Origin of the sequence: Psychrobacillus sp. L3 (genome assembly GCF_042945595.1) — a bacterium.
Classification (GTDB): domain Bacteria; phylum Bacillota; class Bacilli; order Bacillales_A; family Planococcaceae; genus Psychrobacillus.
On the sequence record NZ_CP168493.1, the window covers coordinates 3,510,048 to 3,530,338 of the forward strand.

Consider the following 20,291-nt stretch of genomic DNA (forward strand, 5'->3'; position numbering starts at 1 on the left):
TCTCTTATAATTCTTGTCTCAAAGCTTGAATGACATCAATTTTCGTTGCTTTTCTTGCTGGTCTCCATCCAGAAACCATTGCTACTCCGATACTAATAACAGATGCAATAACAACAAGTTGCCAAGGTATTAATGAGAATGTTATGGATAAGTCTTGGAACTTATCCTCACCTAGTGCTACTCCAACTACCATCGGTAATATCCAGTTCGACAGGAAACTAACCGCATATGAAATAATCACTGCAAGTACTGTACCAATAATACCAATCCACGCACTTTCCATTAAGAACAATCGCTGAATCAGTTTCGGACTAGCTCCTATTGCTTTCATAACACCAATTTCACGAGTTCTTTCGGTTACGGCCATTGTCATTGTATTAAATATACCAATCGATGAAATTAACACGGCAATTGTTCCTACAAATATTAATCCAATTTTAAATGCCATGAAAAATACATCTAGTTGCTCTAATTGTTCTGATACCGAATACACACTATAGCCCATTTTCTTTAACTCTTCTGTCACCGATTTCACGTGCTCTAAGCTAGACGTATAAATCTTTGTTTGCGTATAAAATAAATCTGTGTTTTCTGCCCCTGTATTAGATAAGTACACATCTTGAAACTTATCTCTCCAAGACTCATCCAATAATACATTCGTATCGACAATCCAATCTTTTGCCGGTTTTTCAGTTATCCCTACAATCGTAAAATTCCATTTCTCCGGAAACGCTTCTTCTGCATCATATGACTTAATTGCCATTGTAATTGTTTTTCCGATTAAGGAATCCTGGTAACCTCCCATTGGTTTGGTTGTTTCTTCCGTACCTTGGCTTTGCTCCATTTCTTTACGTTCAGCATCATTTAATAAATTCTGTGCAAACTGATAGCCTACAACTATTTCATTTGCCTTCGTAGGCATTCTTCCTTCCGATAATTTAAGATTCGACTTTTTTTCTTCCTCAAAATTTGTGAGTAGCATATTTGTTTCTATGGAACGATCTTCTATTTGAGAAAATGCAAGTGCATCCATGCGAGTTCTTTGGACGATTGCATGCACATGCTCTATTCCTTTAATTTTAGGAATATCAAGTGATTCACCTTCATTTGGATACACTTCCACTTCTGTAATCGCTTGATCCTCTAATATTTCTTTACGCATTGTATCTTGAATGCCAAACCCAATGGAAGCAAGGACGATTAGAAATGCACAGCCCATCGTTGCAGCGAGTACAGTCATAAATACACGGAGTTTATTCTTTTTAATGTGTTGACGTACAAAATCGACTTGATCTTTAAATAGCATGATTTGTATCTCCCTTCACTAATTCGCCGTCACGCATTCTAAATTTACGATGCGCAATGCTAGCCACTTCCTCATCATGGGTAATCATTACGAATGTGACACCCAGTGTTTGATTAAGCTCTTGGATTAATAATAAAATATCTTGCTCCGTTTCTGAATCTAAGCTCCCAGTTGGTTCATCTGCAAAAATAATTGGTGGATTTGTAATAAGCGCACGCGCAATACTAACACGTTGTTGCTGTCCTCCGGATAACTCATTTGGATAGTGGTCCGCCACTCCATCTAGACCTACTTTTTTCATTAGTTGCTCTACACTTGCTGATCTTTCTTTGTAAGGTACTCCCTTTAATTTAAGTGGCAGCTCCACGTTTTCAAATGCTGTTAAACCTGGCATCAGTTGAAAGTTTTGAAAGATGAATCCGAAGTTATTTAATCGAAAATGTGCTCGTTCCGTTTCATTCAAATAGGCTGTTTCCTGTCCATTAACAGTGATGGAGCCATGCTCTGGACTCATAAATCCTGCTATAGTATGTAATAACGTAGATTTGCCCGAACCGCTTTTCCCTACAATTGCTACGATTTCACCTTTCCCTACTTCAAAGGATAATTCTTTTAATACAGGAACTTTCTTTTCCTTCCCTTTTTTCCCTATCAAAAATGTATGATTGACGTTCTGTACTTGTATCATTTATTTTCTCCTTCCGTTTTGCTACTTACTTAGTGTACCGATCGTTTCTTAACATTTAAGAAGGATAATAATGAAGAATTTCTTAAGAAATAAAGTTTTTCAGTTTAATCAAACTTTCCGCATTAGTCGCCCGTCTAATAATTGATACGTAATCGCGATACGGGAAAAAGGAGTACAACTATGTCATGACAAAAAAAGAAAAATTTCAACTAGTTGAAAACTATATAATAGAACATCAAAATGCACATTATCGGCTAGCTTTTAGCTATGTAAAAAATAAGGAATCGGCATTAGATATTATTCAAGAAAGTATTATGAAGGCACTGCGCTCCATTGAATCTTTAGAGGAAATTCATTATTTAAAAACGTGGTTTTACCGAATATTAATCAACACTTCGATTGACTTTATTCACAAAAATAAACGAGTAATAGTAGTAGAGGATAATATACTGGATTTTCATCTCCCAGCGCATGAAAACGACATTCCTGATATCGACTTGTATGAGGCAATTGACCATTTACCTGCAGTTTATAAAACCATTATTATTCTTCGTTTTTTTGAGGATATGAAAATTGATGATATCGCAACAACACTTGGAGAAAACACGAATACGATTAAAACGAGATTATATGCTGCACTACGAAAATTACGATCCAATATGGAAGAGAAGGTGGATGTATGAGTAAGTTAAATGATTCAAAAAAGCAATATGACGGCATTAAAATTCCAGAAGAGTTGTCACAAATAGTCCATGATTCTATTAGAAAAGCCCCAAAAAAGCAACCGAAAAATAAAACATTCAAACAGTGGGGAATTGGCATCGCAGCAGCGGCGACGCTATTTATTACAAGCGTTAATGTAAGTCCTGCATTAGCCCAATCTCTTTCCACTGTCCCTGTCCTTGGTTCGATTGTTCAGGTTATAACTTTACAAGAAATTCAAGTTGCTAAAGACACTTATAATGCAGAGTTAAAAACACCAGGTGTAACTGGACTCGAAAATAAAGAACTAGAAAAAACGTTAAATGAAAAATACATTGCAGAAAACGAAGCACTGTATAAAGACTTTCAAAAAGATATGAAAGTGATAGAGGCAGAAGGTGGAGGCCATCTAGGAATGGAATCTACGTATGAAGTAGTGACAGACACAGATGATATTCTGTCGATTAGCCGTTATGTTGTGAATACAGTTGGTTCATCGTCTACCACGATGCGAACAGATACAATCGATAAGAAAAATGAGATTCTCATCACATTGCCGAGCTTATTTAAAAACGATCAATATATAGAAGCCATTTCTACTTATATTAAAGAAGACATGATCAAGCAAATGGCGGCTGATGAAAATATTACTTACTGGGTTGGTAGCGAAGCAGATTTTGAATCATTTGAGGCAATTCGTCCTGATCAAACCTTCTCCATTACAGCCAATCATAAACTAACTATTTCATTCGATAAATACGAAGTGGCTCCAGGTTATATGGGCGTCCTTACGTTTGAGATTCCAACAGAAGTGATTAAGTCTCACTTAATTAGTGATTATTATATTAAATGATTTAGAAGTGTATAATGAGCTAAATCGTAATCGGATGATCAATTAACTTGATCATCCGATTAACCAGTTTCATTAGTCGCAATGCATTCATTCAATTCAAAAACCTGCTACCTATCACAATCTGTGAGAAGTAGCAGGTTTTTAATTTATGATGGCATCGGAGTATCAGTTGGTGCTGCATATCCTTCTTTATATTTTTCATCAATTGCTTTTCGAATTTCGATAAGTGACTTTCCTTGTTGTACCATATTGATCGACATGACCGCTGTTTCAAGGCAAGCTTGGCAACGAGTCCCATGGTCATCCCAAACAACTTCGCCATCTTCTTTTATCTCATAGACGAAGCAGTTAAAATTACTTATATGACCAGCGTTGTCTCCACAACCACAGTAGCAAGGCATCCATTTCAAGATATCGTTTGCTTTTGCCGCTGCTTGGTAGACAAGTTTCATATCTTCGGATTGCTTGTCTAAAAATGTTGGCAATACTTCAGCTGATGTAGTTGTCTCTTGTAAGTCACCATTTGTTAGATGTGTGATATGTTCTCCGTGCTCATCATGACTTTCTTTTGACCCTTTTTGACCACATGCAGAAAGCACTAATAAAGCACAAACAAATATGAATAATAATTTTTTCATTTTATAACTTCCTCTTTGACTTAAATCATTTTTTCAGGTCGTACGATTTCATCAAACTTTTCAGCAGTTAGTAGCTCTAATGCCACCGCCGCTTCCTTCAATGTCGTTTCGTTTTTATGTGCATATTTTGCAATTTTCGCCGCATTTTCATAACCAATATACGGATTTAACGCTGTAACTAGCATTAATGAATTGTTCACATGATGTTGAATCGTTTCTAGGTTAGGTTCAATTCCAACCGCACAATTGTTATTAAAACTGATGATAGCATCACTTAATAAACTAACTGACTGTAAAAAGTTATGAATGATTACTGGTTTGAAAACATTCAACTGATAATTCCCTTGGCTTGCTGCAAAACTGATGGTAGTGTCGTTGCCCATTACTTGTGCAACAACCATCGTCATCGCTTCACTTTGTGTTGGGTTCACTTTACCAGGCATGATGGAACTGCCTGGTTCATTTTCAGGTATAGAAATTTCTCCAATACCTGATCGAGGACCACTTGCAAGTAAGCGAACATCATTTGCGATTTTCATTAGATCTGCTGCAAGCGCCTTCACTGCTCCATGTACATATACAACATCGTCATAACTTGTTAAGGAGTGGAATTTGTTTTTAGCAGAAGTGAATTCAATTCCTAATGCTTTGGAAATTTCAGCAGCAACTAAATCACCGAATCCTTTTGGGGCATTTAGACCTGTCCCCACTGCGGTTCCGCCAATCGCAAGCTCTTTCATCTCTTGCACACTTTGCAAAATCATATTCGATGATTTTTCTAACATCCTATGCCAACCACTGAATTCTTGACCAAGTGATAAAGGCGTTGCATCCTGTAAATGCGTACGGCCGATTTTCACAATATCCATGAATTGCGCTGATTTTTTCCCAAGCGTTTCTTTTAACACATCAATTGCCGGTAAAAGTTTTTTTTCTACTGCAAGTACACCAGCAATATGAAGTGCTGTTGGGAACGTATCATTCGAACTTTGTGATTTGTTTACATCATCATTCGGATGAAGAAGCTCCTTACTCCTTTTTTCTTCAAGGATTTGATTACCACGATGAGCGATCACTTCATTCACATTCATATTCGATTGTGTACCACTGCCTGTTTGCCAAACAACTAACGGGAAATGGGCATCTAGTTTACCTGCAAGAATTTCATCCGCTGCTGTGGAGATAGCATCCTTTTTCGCTTCGGATAAATTGCCAAGTGAATGACTTACAATTGCGGCAGATTTTTTTAGTAGGGCAAGACCATGGACAACACCAATTGGCATTTTTTCATTGCCGATTTTAAAGTTTTCTTTCGATCTTTGCGTTTGGGCTCCCCAAAGACTTTCTTGTGGAACTTTAACTTCTCCCATAGAATCATGCTCAATACGATAAGACATTTTTCTCCACCCCTTCTTATTGCCATTCGTTATTTCTTTCCTTTAACATGTTTAAAAATTCATTTACGACAATTGGATTAAACTGAGTACCTCTACCAATTTCTATTTCATGTAATGCTTCTTCCATCGTCATGGCACTTCTATAGACACGATTAGTAATCATCGCATCAAATGCATCTACAACGGAAACAATTGACGCTTCCAATGAAATTTCCTCACCCTTCAATCCATATGGATACCCATTTCCATCATATCGCTCGTGATGCTCCTCTACAATAAAAGCGGCTTCGCGGAATCGTTCGATCTCATGATTTCGCATCATCTCGGCACCTAATGTAGGATGCGTTTTAATAATTCTCCATTCATCTTCTGTTAATTTCCCAACTTTATTTAAAATCTCAAGAGGAATCCCTAATTTACCGATATCATGAAAATAAGATCCGGTACTTAGAATAGTAATACCATGCGCTTCTGGTTTTATTCTTTTCCAAAGCTCGATAGAATAATCCCTAATTCGAGCACAATGATGATAAGTATAACCATCCACTTCTTGAATTTTTTTAGCATCTCTATGAATAATTTCTCGTTCTGTAAAGTTTTTTTCAAAAAAAGAAGACGTCATTTCAAACAATATTTCCACTTCTTTTTTTGCATAACAAGTTAGGATGGATGTATACATTTTTACATCAATCACATCGCCTGCATAAAATGTTTTTTTATTTCCATCCCATGCTACCTCAAGCTCCCCCATTAGAACCGTATAGCACTCTTTATAATCGGCATAGTTATTCGGATTATAGAAAAGCCAAGAGGTACTTTCCGCGAGTAAAGTATATAAGGAATAAGAAATATTAAGAGCGCTTCCCATGTAAGTAGTTATAGTTTGATCCGTAACTACTCTTGGTAAATGTACTTTTGTTTTCATATAATGAATCTGTTCTTTGGAAAGTATCATTTTGCCTCCATGTCCTTTGATAGTGCAAAACATTTTTTCTTCTATTTTAAACTTTATATCCACTTGATGAATGATTTTACGAGTAAAAAATCTTAAATAAAAGCTTTGATAAAGAGCCGGTAATCAAACCTTATTACCACCTAAACTGTTTATTCTTTAGTATGTCGATTAAAGCATCTACAACGACAGGTTTAAATTGTGTGCCTTTTCCTTTTTCAAGTTCTTTCACAGCTTCCTTTGTAGACAACGCCTTCTTATACACTCTGTCTGTTGTCATCGCGTCAAATGCATCGACAACGGATACAATGGAAGCTTCGAGCGTAATTTCATCTCCTATTAGACCATAAGGATATCCTTTTCCGTCATATCTTTCATGATGCTGTTCAACTATAAACGCACTATCTTTCAACCATCCTACTGAATGGTTCCGCATAATTCTTGCACCCTCTGTTGTATGCGTCTTCATGATTTCCCATTCTTCCGAAGTTAGCTTACCAGGCTTGTTTAATATTTCTATAGGTATGACTCGCTTACCGATATCATGAAAATAAGCTCCCCACCTAAGTCTACTCAAGCTTTCTACCGGCAACTTTAGATAATTCCAAACTTCTAAAGAGTAATCTTTAATACGATTGCAATGCATATAGGTATAGCCATCAATTTCTTCAATTACATCCGCTTCTTTTTGAAGAAGCTTCGATTCAAAAAAATTTGGTTCAAATTTTTCAAAATTCATTTTAATAAGAATTTGTACTTCTGTTTCACCATAGAACGAAATAATATTCTCATATTTTGACGCATCGATCGTTTCTCCGATTTCTATTACACGTCTCGTACCCTCATATTCCATTTCTATCGTTCCATCTAGAATTGTATAAGATTCTATTACTTCGTCACTATCCCCCATATCGTATTTCACCCAAAACGTACGGTTTTTATGCAATGAAAAAAGGGCATTCGACAGACCATCCCATCTTCCAAGCAAAATAACATTTGCATAGCCTAAACGAAGTACAGGATAACCATTTTGCTCATAATTACGGAAAGATTGATTTTTCTGTTTACTCATATGTACCTCCATAGGTCATTTTGTAGAAAAAAGATGAAATAACTGTTAATTTTATTATAACAAGTAGTTTAAATTTTTACACTACTACAATATTTTAATTAGAAAGAACAAGTTTACACAAAAAAAGCCCAAACGCATTATAGCGTCCAGACTTTTTTCTACTTATTATCCTACTCTTTGTTGACCAACTGTTCTATTGGTTGTTTAAGGTTTGCCTGCTTCACTTCTTGTGTTAGTTGTTCAATGCTCGGACGAATATTTCCTTTTCCAGCGTAGTTCTCAAGCATTTCTTTTACATCTATCCCTGAAGACGCTTTTAATGTTTCTTGAAGTGTAGACATTAAATTAGTTGCATAAGAGGTGATCTTGTTTGCCCCTCCGCCTTCTCCACTTCCTGTGTCCACTACTGTAATTTTGTCGATGTTGGAAAGCGGACTTGCAATTTGTTTCGCATATTCAGGCAACATGTGAACAATCATATCTAGCACTGCTGCTTGCCCATACATTTCAAATGCTTCGGCAATTTTACGTTTTGCCTCTGCTTCCGCAAGACCTTTCAGACGAATAACATCTGCTTCAGATTCACCTTGCGCTCTTTGTGAATCTGCTTTTGCAAGTCCGTCTAAACGTACTTTTTCTGCATCTGCTTTTGCTTTCGCTTCAATTCGATACTTTTCTGCGTCTGCTTCTGCCATTTCACGAGACTTTGCAGCTGCAGCATTTTGTTCAATTGCATAACGATCCGCATCTGCTTTTTTCTTTACCTCAGAATCATATTGCTTCTCACGACGTAGTATCTCTTTTTCTTCTAATTCAATTTGCTTTTGACGTTCAATAATTTGAATTTGCATTTCTTGTTCTGTAACTTCTTGTTTCGATTTTGCAGTTTGTAATTCATATGCTTGGTCAGCGCGTGCTTTTGCAATGTCTTGCTCCCTGCGATACTCTGCTACTTTTAGTTGGTTCTCTTTTTCCGCTTCCGCAATTTCAGTTGCTCTTTCTATCTCAGCACGCTGCGCATCCTTTGAAGCCTCCGCACGTTTTATGCGTGTTTCTTTTTCTGCTTCTGCCGTAGCGATGTCTGCATCTCGTTTTACTTGAGCAATTCTTGGTTTTCCAAGGGAATCTAAATAGCCATTTTTATCTCGAACATCTTTAATTGTAAAAGAAACGATGATTAGACCCATCTTCGCTAAGTCTTGAGAAGCAACACGTTGAACTTCCTGAGAAAATTTGTCGCGATTTTTATAAATTTCTTCTACCGTCATCGAACCTAATATGGAACGCAAGTGGCCTTCTAATACTTCCTTCGCTTCGTTTTCGCGATCTGCTTTTGATTTCCCTAGAAATTGTTCCGCAGCAGTTGCAATCTCAGAAATAGAACCACCAATTTTTATAATCGCTGTTCCATCTGCCATTACTGGAACCCCTTGCTCTGTATATACTTCCGGTGTTGTAACTTCTAATTTGCTCGATAAAAGGCTGAGTGGTTGAGCTTGTTGGAATACCGGATATACAAATGTACCTCCACCACGAATGATCTTAATACGGTTTCCAGAGTCGTCTGTATGTACATTTTTCGACCCTAAATAACTTCCTGTTACGATTAAAGCTTCATCTGGTCCAACTGTTCGGTACTTTGTCACATACACCGCAAGCATTATTACTATAACAAACACAACGACTCCAATTACGATTAAAAGACCCATATCTATACCTGGCATTCTTCTTCCCCCTATATATTATTTCAGTGGTTCATACTCTTTAACAAGAAATGTACCACTTGCTACTTCAATGATTAACACTTGTTTTCCATAGTCAACTTCTTCATTGTCATATTCTGCTGCTCGTTTAGAAAGTAAACCGTTCACTGTTTCAATGACAATTTCTCCGAATCCATCCCTAGGAATTGGAACGATAACTTTCCCAACTGACCCTTGCAACGATTCGTCTGTATATGCGGTAGAAACCTCCGCAGACGACAACGGTAGCAAAACAAAATAATATAATAAAAACGATAAAATGCTGGAAACAATAAATGCAGTGATAATAATAACCGTATTACTCCACTCGGTAAGTTTTAATAATATAAAGCCAGTCGCACATACGAATAAAACAAATGATAAAAACACAGTTGGGTTAAAAATACCCGCATCCATACCATCAATTGCATCCGCAAACAATACATATAAAATCGTGATTAGCCCTATAATGATTAGACCATATAAAAAGATTTGTTCGATTTTTAGCACTCCTTTCTTAATTACTGACCGTCTAATTATATATACGATGGTACTTTCAGAAAGTTTCATATTTTTACTTTTCTACAAAAAAAGATTTAATTCATAAAAAAACCTTCCTTATCATTCGACATTTTTTTCAAAAACATGAATAATAAGAAAAGAAAACGCTTTCAAAACCTTGTTTCTACCCTTATTTTAGGGAGTAATGTTACAGGATTGTAAATTTCGTAATATAGGAGTAAAAACTGTGTAGATTTTGCAGTTTTTTTGTTATGATATTTGAGATTAGTGACGACAAAAAATTCTTAAAGTCCAGGAGGCTTTTATGATTAGTTCAAGAAAACCAGACCCATTTTTTTCTTCCTTATTAAAAATTGCTCAAAACGTTCAAGAAGCTGCTCACTACGCAGATGATTTTAAAATTAATACTGTTTCTGACTTAAAAGAAATTAGTGTTCATCTTAAAAATTATGAGACTGCAGGAGATAAATTAATTCATGATTTGATCGTAAAGTTGAACAAATCGTTTATGACTCCGATTGAACGAGAAGACATTTTACAATTATCTATTAGAATGGACGATATTTTAGATGGTATTGATGATTTTACAGCCCATTTAGAAATGTTCTCACTTATTGAAATAGATGATTCCATGCGTACGTTTTTAGGTTATATTACGAAAAGTACAGATGAAATTGTAAAGGCTATGGAACTTCTTGCACAGAAAAAACTACTTAAGATGCATGAACACTCTGTTCTTATTAAGGACTACGAGCGTAAATGTGACGAAGTACTCCGTTCGTCTGTTAAACAATTGTTTTTAAAAGAAAAAGATCCAATCCGAATTATTCAATTTAAAGATATATATGAAAAATTAGAAGAAGTCGCGGATTATTGTCAAAACGTAGCAACTACGATTGAAGCAATTATCATGCGTAATGCGTAGGAGTACGTACATATGGAATATACTCTCATTCTTACAATTTTAGTCGTAATTTTCGCACTTGGTTTCGACTTCATTAATGGATTTCATGATACAGCTAATGCAATAGCAACATCTGTATCCACAAGGGCACTAAAGCCTCGAGTTGCTATTCTAATGGCTGCATGCATGAACTTTGTTGGAGCGCTTACTTTTACTGGAGTAGCTAAAACGATTACGAAAGATATTGTAGATCCTTTTGCTTTACAAAACGGTTCACTCGTTATTTTAGCTGCTTTATTGTCAGCTATTATATGGAATTTAGTCACTTGGTATTTCGGTATTCCATCCAGCTCATCACATGCATTAATTGGTTCAATCGCCGGCGCAGCTATTTCTGCAGCTGGATTGACTATTTTAAACTATGCTGGGTTTATCAAGATATTAGAAGCATTATTAATATCTCCATTTTTAGCGCTTGCTGTTGGATTCTTAATGATGTCATTATTCAAAGTGCTCTTTAAAAATACAAGCTTATACGGAACAAATAAAGGTTTTCGTATATTCCAAATTGGTACTGCTGCACTTCAGTCATTTACACATGGTACAAACGATGCCCAAAAAGCGATGGGGATTATTACAATGGCTTTGATCTCTGCCGAATTACAAACATCCGATGATATTCAAATGTGGGTTCGAATCGCTGCCGCAACCGCGATGGGTATTGGAACATCTATCGGTGGATATAAAATCATCAAAACTGTTGGCGGTAAGATCATGAAAATTCGCCCAATTAATGGAGCAGCAGCTGACTTATCATCTGCATTAATCATTTTTGGAGCTACTACTATCCACTTACCTGTTTCCACAACACATGTTATTTCTTCCGCTATTATGGGTGTAGGATCTGCACAACGTGTGAAAAGTGTACATTGGGGAGTTGCCAAAAAAATTGTCATTACATGGATTATTACACTACCGATTTCAGCATTATTGGCAGCAGTTATCTTCCGAATATTAAACTTGTTCTTTTAAGAACGAGACCTCGCTAGAAATAGCGAGGTTTTTTTATATTCATCAATCTTTAATTAATAAACCCAAAGATTTTGCAAAACTTATTGCTTGTTCGGTAGATACAGTACAATCTGAAAGCTTTTCCATGGAAACGGTAAGTTGCTCATATGTATTGGAACTCAAATCAATATTTTTTAATGATGTCTCCGTAAAATTAGCCCCATCCAGTTCACATTTTTCAAAGCTTACTTTATCAAATGACGCTTCAATGAAATCAGCGCGATTTAGCGTAGTTTGTTTAAATGCGACTTTTTTGAGTTTAGAAAAACTAATACTCATATAATTTGCAACTGAATCTTCTATTTTCACCTCGGTTAGTCTGCTTTGCGAGATGGTCGACCCCAACAATTTCGAGTTTCGTATTTCTACTCGGTGAAATACGGCATCGCCAAAATCGACATTGGATAAATCACATTTTTCAAATAAACAGTCGATAAATTCTACTTGGTGAAATCGAATGCCTTCCATCGAAATGTGTTGAAAGTGTATTTGATCAAAAATAATTTTATCTTCTTGCACTTCTTCCAAATGTAAAGATGTGACAATCCCTCCTGAAACATAATTATCTTCTAGAAGCGCACTACTTATTTTCAGATCCGTTAGAGAGCTGGGTAATTTCGGTGGCGTAATTTTCATTTTTTATTCCTCCCTTTTATGGATGCTATTATATTAACATTATATTAGCATGTTCTCACTTCTTTCCAGTACAATAAGAAATAGATATGTTGTAAGGAGGAACTGTATGAGAATTTTGTCTAACATAGTGACACGTTACTATAAAGCAATATTGTTTGCTTGGTTAATACTATTTATTATTTTAGCTATTTTTGCTATTCGTTTACCTGGTTTATTGCAAGGTGACGGTTTTAAAACGGACGGAGAACATCAGCAAGTGATGGAGGAGCTGTCCGATACATTTGACCTCCCTGCCGAGACAATGTTTGTCGTGTTCGATCATACAACAGATGACATAATTAAAAAAACTTTGGCTAATATTGAAGGACTACATATTGCGAAATCTATTCAATCTCCATTGGATGATTCCTCCCTTTACAAGGATCATATTGCTTATGCCATGCTCCATTTTAATAGCGATACAAATGATCTGCCGGGAGTAGTAGATACTTTGCGCAAGGAGATTAATGATGAAAAAGGTGTTACGTTAACTGGTGGAGCTGCCATTAACAAAGATATTAATAGCGCCAGCCAACAAGATTTAGTAAACGCAGAAGCAATCGGTTTACCAATTGCAGTCATCGTTCTTTTACTTGCTTTTGGGAGCGTAGTTGCTGCGTTTATACCACTTGTCGTTGGGGTTATTACAGTCGTATCTACATTTGGGATGATGACTTTGTTTAGTAGCACAATGGATTTATCGATATTCGTCATGAATATTATTCCAATGCTTGGGTTAGCACTTAGCATCGATTTTGCCTTATTACTAATCAATCGATACAAAGAAGAAAGATTAAAACAGTCTGCCCAAGAAGCTGTGCAAACGGCTATTTTGACTGCCGGTCGCTCGATTATTTTCTCTGCCATTTGTGTTTTTATCGGTTTAGGTGCGATGCTTGTAATGAAAGTGGAAATCTTTCAAAATATTGCGTTAGGTGGAATGCTTGTCGTATTGATGGCCGTTTTAGCATCAATCACATTGCTACCAGCGATATTGCTATTACTTAAAGATCATATTAATAAATGGACGATTATACGTGTAAAACCAGGAGCTTCTAATAGATGGCGTAGCTTTGCTTCGTATGTAATGAAACACCCTGTACCATTAATACTTGTAGCTCTCATAGTACTAGGAATTGGTATTATTCCAGTCAAAGATATGAAATTAGCTATTCCAAGCGCCGATTCATTGCCAATATCTTTTGATTCTCGCCAAGCTTTTGAATTAATGGATAAGGATTTTGGTTTAGGTGAAAAGTCCACTATCTATATGATTGCAGAACGTAAAGATGGTTGGGACAATACAGAAGGTCTGAAAGAAATGAAGAAATTAGAAGATCAATTGCTGGCCGATAAAGATGTAGATTCCGTAAATTCCATCTTTACAGCAAGTAAAATTTCCACTGTAGAACAATGGGAGCAAAGCATGCAAGCCCCAGAAATAAAAGGGCAGTTAACTCCTTTGCTTGAGACATTTGTTCAAAAAGATAAATTATTAATTCCAGTAACACTTAAATTGAATGGCGCTTCTACCGAGGCACAAAATTGGGCTCGCGAATGGTCGGAAAAAGATTTAGGAGTAGATACGATGATCGGGGGTCGCCCAAAATTCAACCAAGAGATTTTCGATGAAATATTTAATAAAGTTGGGCTACTACTATTAATCATTTTAGGATCTACTTTTGTCATTTTGATGATTGCATTCCGTTCCATATTAATCCCTTTAAAGGCTATTATTATGAATGTGATCGGGCTCACTTCTACTTTCGGGATACTTGTTTACATTTTCCAATACGGACATCTTGGAATAGAGCCAACATCGATCGCACTAATCATACCTGTTATTGTGTTTAGTTTAGTATTTGGACTCAGTATGGACTATGAAGTGTTTTTAATTTCACGTATTCAAGAAGAGTATTCGAAAAGTCTTGATAATACAGCTGCTACGATTGGAGGACTTACATCCACTAGTAAAATTATTACGTCCGCAGCACTTATCATGATTGTTATCACAGGCGCTTTTGCATTTACAAATGTGATGCCAGTTAAGCAAATTGGGGTCGGCATTGCAATCGCTATCGCAATCGATGCATCAATTATTCGATTGTTGTTAGTACCAAGCTTGATGAAGCTCCTCGGCAAATGGAATTGGTGGATGCCTTTTAGAAAAGGACCTTATAAAGCGAGTAAATGGCATTAAGAAAAGATAATAGCCAAGCAGAAAAGATTTTCTGCTTGGCTATTTTTATGTTTCGACCGATATTGGGCTTGATTCAACCGATTATTTGTCTTATTCGACCGAATATTAGTTTGATTCGACCGATTCTTCTGTGTTTCCGACCGATTCTTAACTTGATTCGACCGATTCTCCTATTTTTCCTATTAAAACTTCGTTTGATACCAGTCTTTCGCTGCTTGCACTTCGTCTTGCGTTAATTGGTGACCATAAGCATGCCAAAACAACTCTACTTCTGCTCCTGCACCTTTTAACATGTCACGTAAATCCTCGGATTCCGTAACAGGACACATAAAATCGTTTTTCCCCGCTCCGATGAATATTGGAGCTCCTAAAAGTGAAGGCAATTCCACATCATGTCTTGGTACCATTGGATGATGTAAAATAGCCCCCTTCAATACATTTTCATATTCAAACAATAGATTTGCAGCAATGTTTGCACCATTAGAATACCCAATAGCCACCACATTATCTCGATCAAACTCATAGTTTTCAGCTGTTTCATCGATGAACTTTCTCAGTTCCTCTGTTCGGAACTTCAAATCCTCCATATCAAATACGCCTTCTGCGAGACGTTTAAAGAAACGTGGCATTCCATTTTCTAATACATTTCCGCGAACACTTAGAATATTTGCCGAGCTATCTATTTCTTTACCCAAACCTACTAAATCATGCTCATTTCCACCTGTACCGTGTAAAAGCAATAATGTCGGCCGCTTGGATTCAGTTCCTTTATAAAAAACATGTTTCATGTTAAAACTCCTTTTATAATTATCTCGAATTTGAGATAATTATAACTTGAATCATTTTTTTGGTCAAATAAAGAGATTTCCAACTAAATGATATAAAATTCTAACTAAGCACTCCGAAATTCCAATTAAAGCTCACATTTTTCCAACTAACCAGCATTTTCTACAAAAAAAGCCGCTCCGTAAGTCACTCTGAACTGAGCCCTAATTAATGGACAGATTAATAAAAACGACTTTGCAGTCTAGGCGGCGATTAGATGACTTCGGTATTGAGCCGGAGTCATCTTTTTTAAATTCCATTGTTTGCGTGTTGTATTGTAATGCTCCATGTACTCATCTACCATTTGCTTTAATTCAAATAAGTTGTGCGCTTCCTGATAATCCACTTCATCTTTAAAATGCCCAAAGAAAGATTCCATTGGGGCGTTATCTAAGCAGTTTCCTCTCCGTGACATAGATTGAAGTAAACCCATTTTCTTTACACGTTTTTGATACTCCGGGTGCGTGTAATGGACACCTTGATCGGAATGAATCATGACTTCTGGATGAAGGTTTCCTTCTAATGCTTCTTCTAATTTTTCTAATGTCCGATAAACAATTCTCATTTTTAAGCTTGTCGATAGTTCATAGGCGACGATTTCACGTGTTGCAACATCTTTTACGCAAGATAAGTACGCCGTTTGACTATTACGGTATTGTAAATAAGTGATATCTGTTAAAAATACTTTGCCCGGTTCATCTTGATCAAATGCTCGATTTAAGTGATTAGGGACCATACGGTGCGCTTGCGTCGCTTTCGCAATATGTTTATATGGATTCGCACGACGTACTTTCGCAAAGAAATTAAACTTCCTCATTAGGCGAAGAATCTTTTTGTGATTCATTGGTGTCACTAATAATTCTTCTGATGCCATGTAAAGTCCTCGATAACCAATTTTCCCTTTAAAAGCATCGTAAATGCATTTTAATAATACATAGTCTTGATAGTCTTGTTCTTCACGAATCGAATGCTTCTCTGAATTTTGAAGCCAGGCGTAGTAGCCACTTCGACTCACATCAGTTAATTCACAAAGATAACGTGTCATGTTCTTTAGTTGATATTTTCGAATGACTTCGTTGATCACTGCGTATTTTTCATGGGGTGCCAGAACTGTTTCTTCGCCTGCCTCTCGAGTTCCTCTAGCTTTTTTAGTAATTCTAATTCAGCTTCTAAATACTTAATACGTGCTTCTGCCTTTTCTAATTTTTTCTCAGCTGATACATCCTTTGTAGAAGGGCGACCTGTGCTACCTTTTCCGCGACGTTCTTCTAAAAAGCCTTGTTCACCGTAGGTGTTATACGTATTTCTCCATCGGCTTAATGACCATTTGGCTTTTTTGACTCCAATAGTTTCTAAATCAAATCCATTTTCGATAAAGATTTGAGAAGGTCCTTTACCAGCCAAATTTTCTTGAACGGCACGAATTTTAAATTCAGATTTATATTGAATGGCGCGATCTGATACGGATACGATATTTGGGTTTGATTCTAGTTGTCTTCTTTGATGTTCATTGAAAAGTATTTTACTCATTAAAAAATCTCCCGTTCCAAGTTGTTATTTTCTAGTATAACGGGTTTTTAAACAGAAAAACCCCGAATAGGGTCACTTTTTTTAAAGTGTCCACTATTCGGGGTTCAGTTCACTCTACGGAACAGCTCTTCTTATACCACTATCTTCTTCGTACCCTTCCACAAAATCGATCCGATCATTGTAATAAGTAGCACAATCAATCCTAATACAAATGGATAAATAATATGCACATCATATAATAACCCTGCAAGTAATGGCCCCAACACATTTCCAATACTCATATACGCATTATTCATTCCCATTGCAAAGCCTTGCTCTTGACCTGCTAACTTCGAGATTAATGTCGTAAGTACTGGCCGCAAAATAGAAGTAGAGAGGAAAATAATCATTGTAATTACAAAGAAAAACGCATAACTGGAAGCTACGATGGACAAGAAAAATCCTAAAGCGGTGATGCCTAAGAATATTTTCAATACGTTTGCCTCACCAAACCGGCGTACGATCTTATCGACAGCAAACAACTGAACTATTACACTGACAATCCCCGTCGCTGTTACCATCCATGCAATATCTTGTGGAGACGCACCAAATTCATTGTCTACAAAAAGACCAAGAACAGATTCATACGCCATCAAACCAAAGCTCATTACAAGTGTAATAACAAGTGGAATAAAATAAGGCTTTTTAAACGATTGAACAATCTCTTTTACCATAGGCTCTGGTTTAGTTTCTGGTGTACCAACATCTTCTGGTTTGCTTTCTTTCAGTACAAACATCGAAAAGATAACCGCCAAAACTCCAACAACTGCAGAAATAAGAAGCGGCATTTTTAAACCGAAATCTGCTAAAAATCCACCGATCCCAGGTCCAATCACAATACCAAGTGACATAGACGCTGAAATAAAGCTATTCCCTTTTGCACGTTGATCCATGGTTGTAATATCCGCTACATATGCAAAGATTGCCGGAATTAATAAAGCAGCTCCCACTCCACCGATCACACGAGATACATATAAAATACCAACCGAATCAGACAGATAAAAAACAAACATAGATAATGCTAAACCGCTTAAACCTGCGATTATCATTATTCTTCTTCCATATTGATCTGCCCATTTCCCTGCAATTGGAGACATAATAAGCTGTGCTCCTGCAAAAATGGCAATCATAAGGCCAGCCGCAGTTCCACCTTGTCCAATCGACTTTAAATAAGAAGGCAGTATGGGAATGATAATCCCAAAACTTGCTACTGCAATAAACATATTTATCATTAATACAAATAATTTCTTTCGTTGATCTTTTGTCATTAAATACCTACTTTCATCCAAAAAACTACACACTTGCAAAAGAGTAACATGCTTTTCTACTCTTATCAACAGTGCAACTACTGACAAATCTCATTTACCTTGAATATTGGAAGTATTAATTATAGCGAAAGGTGAGACACTTCTATAAAAAGGGGGGGTTGAACTGTTTGAAGTCGTAGTAAGAACAATTTGTTCATTCATCGTATTATTACTATTCACTCGAATTCTTGGAAAGAGCCAATTAAGTCAGCTAACCTATTTTAATTACGTCACAGGTATTACAATTGGTTCGATTGCCGCAAACACCGTTCTTGAAAAACACATTCCACTGCATGAAGGCTTGATAAGCCTAGCTGTTTGGACTGGATTGGCTATTTTGGTTAGTTTTTGGAGCTTAAAATCGGCAAAAGCTCGAGTTATATTAGACGGAGAACCGACGATTGTGATAAAAAAGGGGCATATATTAGAAGAAGCTATGCGAGCTTTAAGAATAAATATGGACGACTTAAGTATGCTTTTACGAACAAAAAATGTGTTTTCTACAAAAGATGTGGACTATGCCATTCTTGAACCAAATGGAGAACTAAGCATTTTATTGAAACCTTCTATACAGACAGTTACGAAAAAGGATTTAAACATTGCCAGCTCTCCATCTTTATACATGCCCTCTGAAATTATCGTGGATGGTAGTATCGTTGAAAAAAATATAACAGAACTTGGACTTAGCTATGAATGGTTATATGCACAGCTCCATCAAGCGAACGTTGCGTCGATTAAAGAAGTATTTTACGCAGAAGTTCAAAGTGACGGTACTTTGTATATAGATAGAAGAGACGATTATAAAGCAAAACCATAAAAGAACCGATGTAATGAGGAAGAGTTCTCCCTTTACATCGGTTCTTTTTACTCATTTAACTTCTCAACTGTTTTTGCAGATCCTTGCGCTGGAAATGACTCATCCAGTGCTTCATAGCCTACTTTCACTTCATCATAGAGTTTCAGCTGATTTCGCTGATCCATCGTCAATGAAAACCATGTTGCATCTTTACCAGTATCCATTGCTTCTTCGACAGAGAGGTTTCTTGCTTCCTCTTCCGATAAATCACTCACGACCAGAATACTGTTGTCCTTCATTTCCACAATAATGCCTGTTCTGTATCCAGTCGGTTGAGGCTGGGTTGGATTGTTTTCGAAAAATTGCATCACAAAATAAAAGGTAGCTCCGATCGCAATAAGTATAACTGCTAAGATGATGAAAACAGTATATTTTCCTTTCAAAGAAAGACCTCCTTACTTTTTCCCAACTAGGCGGAAGCCTTCTTCTAAAAGATAAGATTTCGCTTCTTCATAAGATCCAAAGCTTTCCTCTAAGTTATAGCCATGATAAATATTCCAAAGTGTATCTTCTTGTAATAGTGTTAGCTTCGAATCTTCTTTGTTTTTCCACTCTTCTTCTACTTCTTCATCCGAAAGTTCTTCTTCCTCGGTAGATAAATAAGCAATAGATTCTTTAATTAGTTTTCTTAACTCGTCTACAGAAGCTTCACGAATATTCAATAGTCCTTTATCATTGGCTTCTTCATATTGTGGAAGATCTCCTACGTATACAAACCCATTTCCATTTGGATGAAGATGATAAATGACCGTCGTTTTTTCATATAAGCTCGCTTCATAATGGTAATTTACTCGTTTCATTGATACTTCTTTTCGAGTTAGCTCAGTAAATTCTTGGATAATGGCTTCTTTTTCTTCAAATGTTAGCATGTGATTCCTCTTTCTCTTCGTTTTTTCATTTTTCTAGTATACCATACTCTCTATCCTCTTCGCGTCAACCATTCTGCAACGAGGACGAAACAAATGACTACTGCAATCGCAACTGCAAAAAACCAATCAGGCAAACTACTCAC

Annotated in this window: 20 protein-coding genes; 6 read left to right on the forward strand and 14 right to left on the reverse strand. The window is 36.5% G+C overall.

Annotation, left to right across the window (positions count from 1 at the left end):
- Positions 1-4: 4 nt before the first annotated feature.
- Both ACEPXD_RS17530 and ACEPXD_RS17535 read right to left on the reverse strand, forming a co-directional pair.
- Positions 5-1,306: an ABC transporter permease gene (locus tag ACEPXD_RS17530; protein WP_391118001.1), complete on the reverse strand. Its 1,302-nt coding sequence runs from the start codon at positions 1,304-1,306 to the stop codon at positions 5-7.
- Positions 1,296-1,994: an ABC transporter ATP-binding protein gene (locus ACEPXD_RS17535; RefSeq protein WP_391118003.1), complete on the reverse strand. Its 699-nt coding sequence runs from the start codon at positions 1,992-1,994 to the stop codon at positions 1,296-1,298. Before ACEPXD_RS17535 ends, ACEPXD_RS17530 begins: the two co-directional genes overlap by 11 nt.
- Positions 1,995-2,179: 185 nt before the next feature.
- Between ACEPXD_RS17535 and ACEPXD_RS17540 the strand changes: the two genes are divergently transcribed.
- Positions 2,180-2,677 carry a sigma-70 family RNA polymerase sigma factor gene (locus ACEPXD_RS17540; protein WP_391118004.1) on the forward strand — a complete coding sequence of 166 codons (498 nt, stop codon included), beginning with the start codon at positions 2,180-2,182 and terminating at the stop codon, positions 2,675-2,677.
- Positions 2,674-3,549, forward strand: coding sequence for a DUF3298 and DUF4163 domain-containing protein (locus ACEPXD_RS17545; RefSeq protein ID WP_391118006.1), 876 nt, complete (start codon positions 2,674-2,676; stop codon positions 3,547-3,549). The genes ACEPXD_RS17540 and ACEPXD_RS17545 overlap by 4 nt, the downstream gene beginning before the upstream one ends.
- 146 nt (positions 3,550-3,695) lie before the next feature.
- On the opposite strand, the gene ACEPXD_RS17550 is transcribed toward ACEPXD_RS17545, so the two are convergent.
- The 6 genes from ACEPXD_RS17550 to ACEPXD_RS17575 form a co-directional block, all read right to left on the reverse strand.
- Complete coding sequence (locus ACEPXD_RS17550) at positions 3,696-4,187, reverse strand: PCYCGC motif-containing (lipo)protein (protein WP_391118008.1); 492 nt, start codon at positions 4,185-4,187, stop codon at positions 3,696-3,698.
- 20 nt (positions 4,188-4,207) lie between these two features.
- On the reverse strand, positions 4,208-5,584 hold the full coding sequence (gene fumC / locus ACEPXD_RS17555; RefSeq protein ID WP_391118010.1) for a class II fumarate hydratase: 1,377 nt from the start codon (positions 5,582-5,584) through the stop codon (positions 4,208-4,210).
- Positions 5,585-5,600: 16 nt separating this feature from the next.
- Entirely contained in the window at positions 5,601-6,509 is a 909-nt protein-coding gene (locus tag ACEPXD_RS17560; RefSeq protein ID WP_391118012.1) for an HD-GYP domain-containing protein, read from the reverse strand.
- A 163-nt stretch (positions 6,510-6,672) separates the two neighbouring features.
- Positions 6,673-7,608 (reverse strand): HD-GYP domain-containing protein, encoded by a 936-nt coding sequence (locus ACEPXD_RS17565; protein WP_391118014.1) that lies wholly within the window; start codon positions 7,606-7,608, stop codon positions 6,673-6,675.
- 170 nt (positions 7,609-7,778) lie between these two features.
- Positions 7,779-9,317: a flotillin family protein gene (locus tag ACEPXD_RS17570; protein ID WP_391123348.1), complete on the reverse strand. Its 1,539-nt coding sequence runs from the start codon at positions 9,315-9,317 to the stop codon at positions 7,779-7,781.
- A gap of 33 nt (positions 9,318-9,350) precedes the next feature.
- On the reverse strand, positions 9,351-9,860 hold the full coding sequence (locus ACEPXD_RS17575; RefSeq protein ID WP_391118016.1) for a hypothetical protein: 510 nt from the start codon (positions 9,858-9,860) through the stop codon (positions 9,351-9,353).
- Positions 9,861-10,176: 316 nt separating this feature from the next.
- Between ACEPXD_RS17575 and ACEPXD_RS17580 the strand changes: the two genes are divergently transcribed.
- Both ACEPXD_RS17580 and ACEPXD_RS17585 read left to right on the forward strand, forming a co-directional pair.
- On the forward strand, positions 10,177-10,797 hold the full coding sequence (locus ACEPXD_RS17580) for a DUF47 domain-containing protein (protein ID WP_151701466.1): 621 nt from the start codon (positions 10,177-10,179) through the stop codon (positions 10,795-10,797).
- A gap of 12 nt (positions 10,798-10,809) precedes the next feature.
- Positions 10,810-11,808 (forward strand): inorganic phosphate transporter, encoded by a 999-nt coding sequence (locus tag ACEPXD_RS17585; RefSeq protein WP_391118018.1) that lies wholly within the window; start codon positions 10,810-10,812, stop codon positions 11,806-11,808.
- Positions 11,809-11,850: 42 nt separating this feature from the next.
- On the opposite strand, the gene ACEPXD_RS17590 is transcribed toward ACEPXD_RS17585, so the two are convergent.
- On the reverse strand, positions 11,851-12,483 hold the full coding sequence (locus ACEPXD_RS17590) for a pentapeptide repeat-containing protein (RefSeq protein WP_391118020.1): 633 nt from the start codon (positions 12,481-12,483) through the stop codon (positions 11,851-11,853).
- A 106-nt stretch (positions 12,484-12,589) separates the two neighbouring features.
- On the opposite strand from ACEPXD_RS17590, the gene ACEPXD_RS17595 reads away from it, so the two are divergent.
- Positions 12,590-14,722, forward strand: a complete 2,133-nt coding sequence (locus ACEPXD_RS17595; protein WP_391118022.1) for an MMPL family transporter — start codon at positions 12,590-12,592, stop codon at positions 14,720-14,722.
- A gap of 182 nt (positions 14,723-14,904) precedes the next feature.
- Here the strand turns inward: ACEPXD_RS17595 and ACEPXD_RS17600 are convergent, their stop codons facing one another.
- The 3 genes from ACEPXD_RS17600 to ACEPXD_RS17610 all read right to left on the reverse strand — a co-directional run bounded on the left by ACEPXD_RS17600 (position 14,905) and on the right by ACEPXD_RS17610 (position 18,384).
- Positions 14,905-15,510 carry an alpha/beta hydrolase gene (locus ACEPXD_RS17600; RefSeq protein ID WP_391118024.1) on the reverse strand — a complete coding sequence of 202 codons (606 nt, stop codon included), beginning with the start codon at positions 15,508-15,510 and terminating at the stop codon, positions 14,905-14,907.
- A 239-nt stretch (positions 15,511-15,749) separates the two neighbouring features.
- A protein-coding gene (locus ACEPXD_RS17605; protein ID WP_391116643.1) for an IS3 family transposase occupies positions 15,750-17,077 on the reverse strand; the annotation gives its coding sequence in 2 pieces (ribosomal slippage) (positions 15,750-16,699 and positions 16,699-17,077; 1,329 coding nt in all).
- 131 nt (positions 17,078-17,208) lie between these two features.
- Complete coding sequence (locus tag ACEPXD_RS17610) at positions 17,209-18,384, reverse strand: MFS transporter (RefSeq protein ID WP_391118026.1); 1,176 nt, start codon at positions 18,382-18,384, stop codon at positions 17,209-17,211.
- Between the two features lie 163 nt (positions 18,385-18,547).
- Between ACEPXD_RS17610 and ACEPXD_RS17615 the strand changes: the two genes are divergently transcribed.
- On the forward strand, positions 18,548-19,240 hold the full coding sequence (locus ACEPXD_RS17615; protein ID WP_391123350.1) for a YetF domain-containing protein: 693 nt from the start codon (positions 18,548-18,550) through the stop codon (positions 19,238-19,240).
- A 47-nt stretch (positions 19,241-19,287) separates the two neighbouring features.
- On the opposite strand, the gene ACEPXD_RS17620 is transcribed toward ACEPXD_RS17615, so the two are convergent.
- Entirely contained in the window at positions 19,288-19,662 is a 375-nt protein-coding gene (locus ACEPXD_RS17620) for a YobA family protein (protein ID WP_391118028.1), read from the reverse strand.
- Positions 19,663-19,674: 12 nt separating this feature from the next.
- Positions 19,675-20,148 carry a hypothetical protein gene (locus ACEPXD_RS17625; protein WP_391118030.1) on the reverse strand — a complete coding sequence of 158 codons (474 nt, stop codon included), beginning with the start codon at positions 20,146-20,148 and terminating at the stop codon, positions 19,675-19,677.
- Positions 20,149-20,291: the final 143 nt, after the last annotated feature.

Excerpts from the sequence above, each read along its gene's own strand:
- ACEPXD_RS17530 (WP_391118001.1), bottom strand. The coding sequence starts at position 1,306 with ATGCTATTTAAAGATCAAGTCGATTTTGTACGTCAACACATTAAAAAG.
- ACEPXD_RS17535 (WP_391118003.1), bottom strand. The coding sequence starts at position 1,994 with ATGATACAAGTACAGAACGTCAATCATACATTTTTGATAGGGAAAAAA.
- ACEPXD_RS17540 (WP_391118004.1), top strand. The coding sequence starts at position 2,180 with ATGACAAAAAAAGAAAAATTTCAACTAGTTGAAAACTATATAATAGAA.
- ACEPXD_RS17545 (WP_391118006.1), top strand. The coding sequence starts at position 2,674 with ATGAGTAAGTTAAATGATTCAAAAAAGCAATATGACGGCATTAAAATT.
- ACEPXD_RS17550 (WP_391118008.1), bottom strand. The coding sequence starts at position 4,187 with ATGAAAAAATTATTATTCATATTTGTTTGTGCTTTATTAGTGCTTTCT.
- fumC (WP_391118010.1), bottom strand. The coding sequence starts at position 5,584 with ATGTCTTATCGTATTGAGCATGATTCTATGGGAGAAGTTAAAGTTCCA.
- ACEPXD_RS17560 (WP_391118012.1), bottom strand. The coding sequence starts at position 6,509 with ATGAAAACAAAAGTACATTTACCAAGAGTAGTTACGGATCAAACTATA.
- ACEPXD_RS17565 (WP_391118014.1), bottom strand. The coding sequence starts at position 7,608 with ATGAGTAAACAGAAAAATCAATCTTTCCGTAATTATGAGCAAAATGGT.
- ACEPXD_RS17570 (WP_391123348.1), bottom strand. The coding sequence starts at position 9,317 with ATGGGTCTTTTAATCGTAATTGGAGTCGTTGTGTTTGTTATAGTAATA.
- ACEPXD_RS17580 (WP_151701466.1), top strand. The coding sequence starts at position 10,177 with ATGATTAGTTCAAGAAAACCAGACCCATTTTTTTCTTCCTTATTAAAA.
- ACEPXD_RS17585 (WP_391118018.1), top strand. The coding sequence starts at position 10,810 with ATGGAATATACTCTCATTCTTACAATTTTAGTCGTAATTTTCGCACTT.
- ACEPXD_RS17590 (WP_391118020.1), bottom strand. The coding sequence starts at position 12,483 with ATGAAAATTACGCCACCGAAATTACCCAGCTCTCTAACGGATCTGAAA.
- ACEPXD_RS17595 (WP_391118022.1), top strand. The coding sequence starts at position 12,590 with ATGAGAATTTTGTCTAACATAGTGACACGTTACTATAAAGCAATATTG.
- ACEPXD_RS17600 (WP_391118024.1), bottom strand. The coding sequence starts at position 15,510 with ATGAAACATGTTTTTTATAAAGGAACTGAATCCAAGCGGCCGACATTA.
- ACEPXD_RS17610 (WP_391118026.1), bottom strand. The coding sequence starts at position 18,384 with ATGACAAAAGATCAACGAAAGAAATTATTTGTATTAATGATAAATATG.
- ACEPXD_RS17625 (WP_391118030.1), bottom strand. The coding sequence starts at position 20,148 with ATGCTAACATTTGAAGAAAAAGAAGCCATTATCCAAGAATTTACTGAG.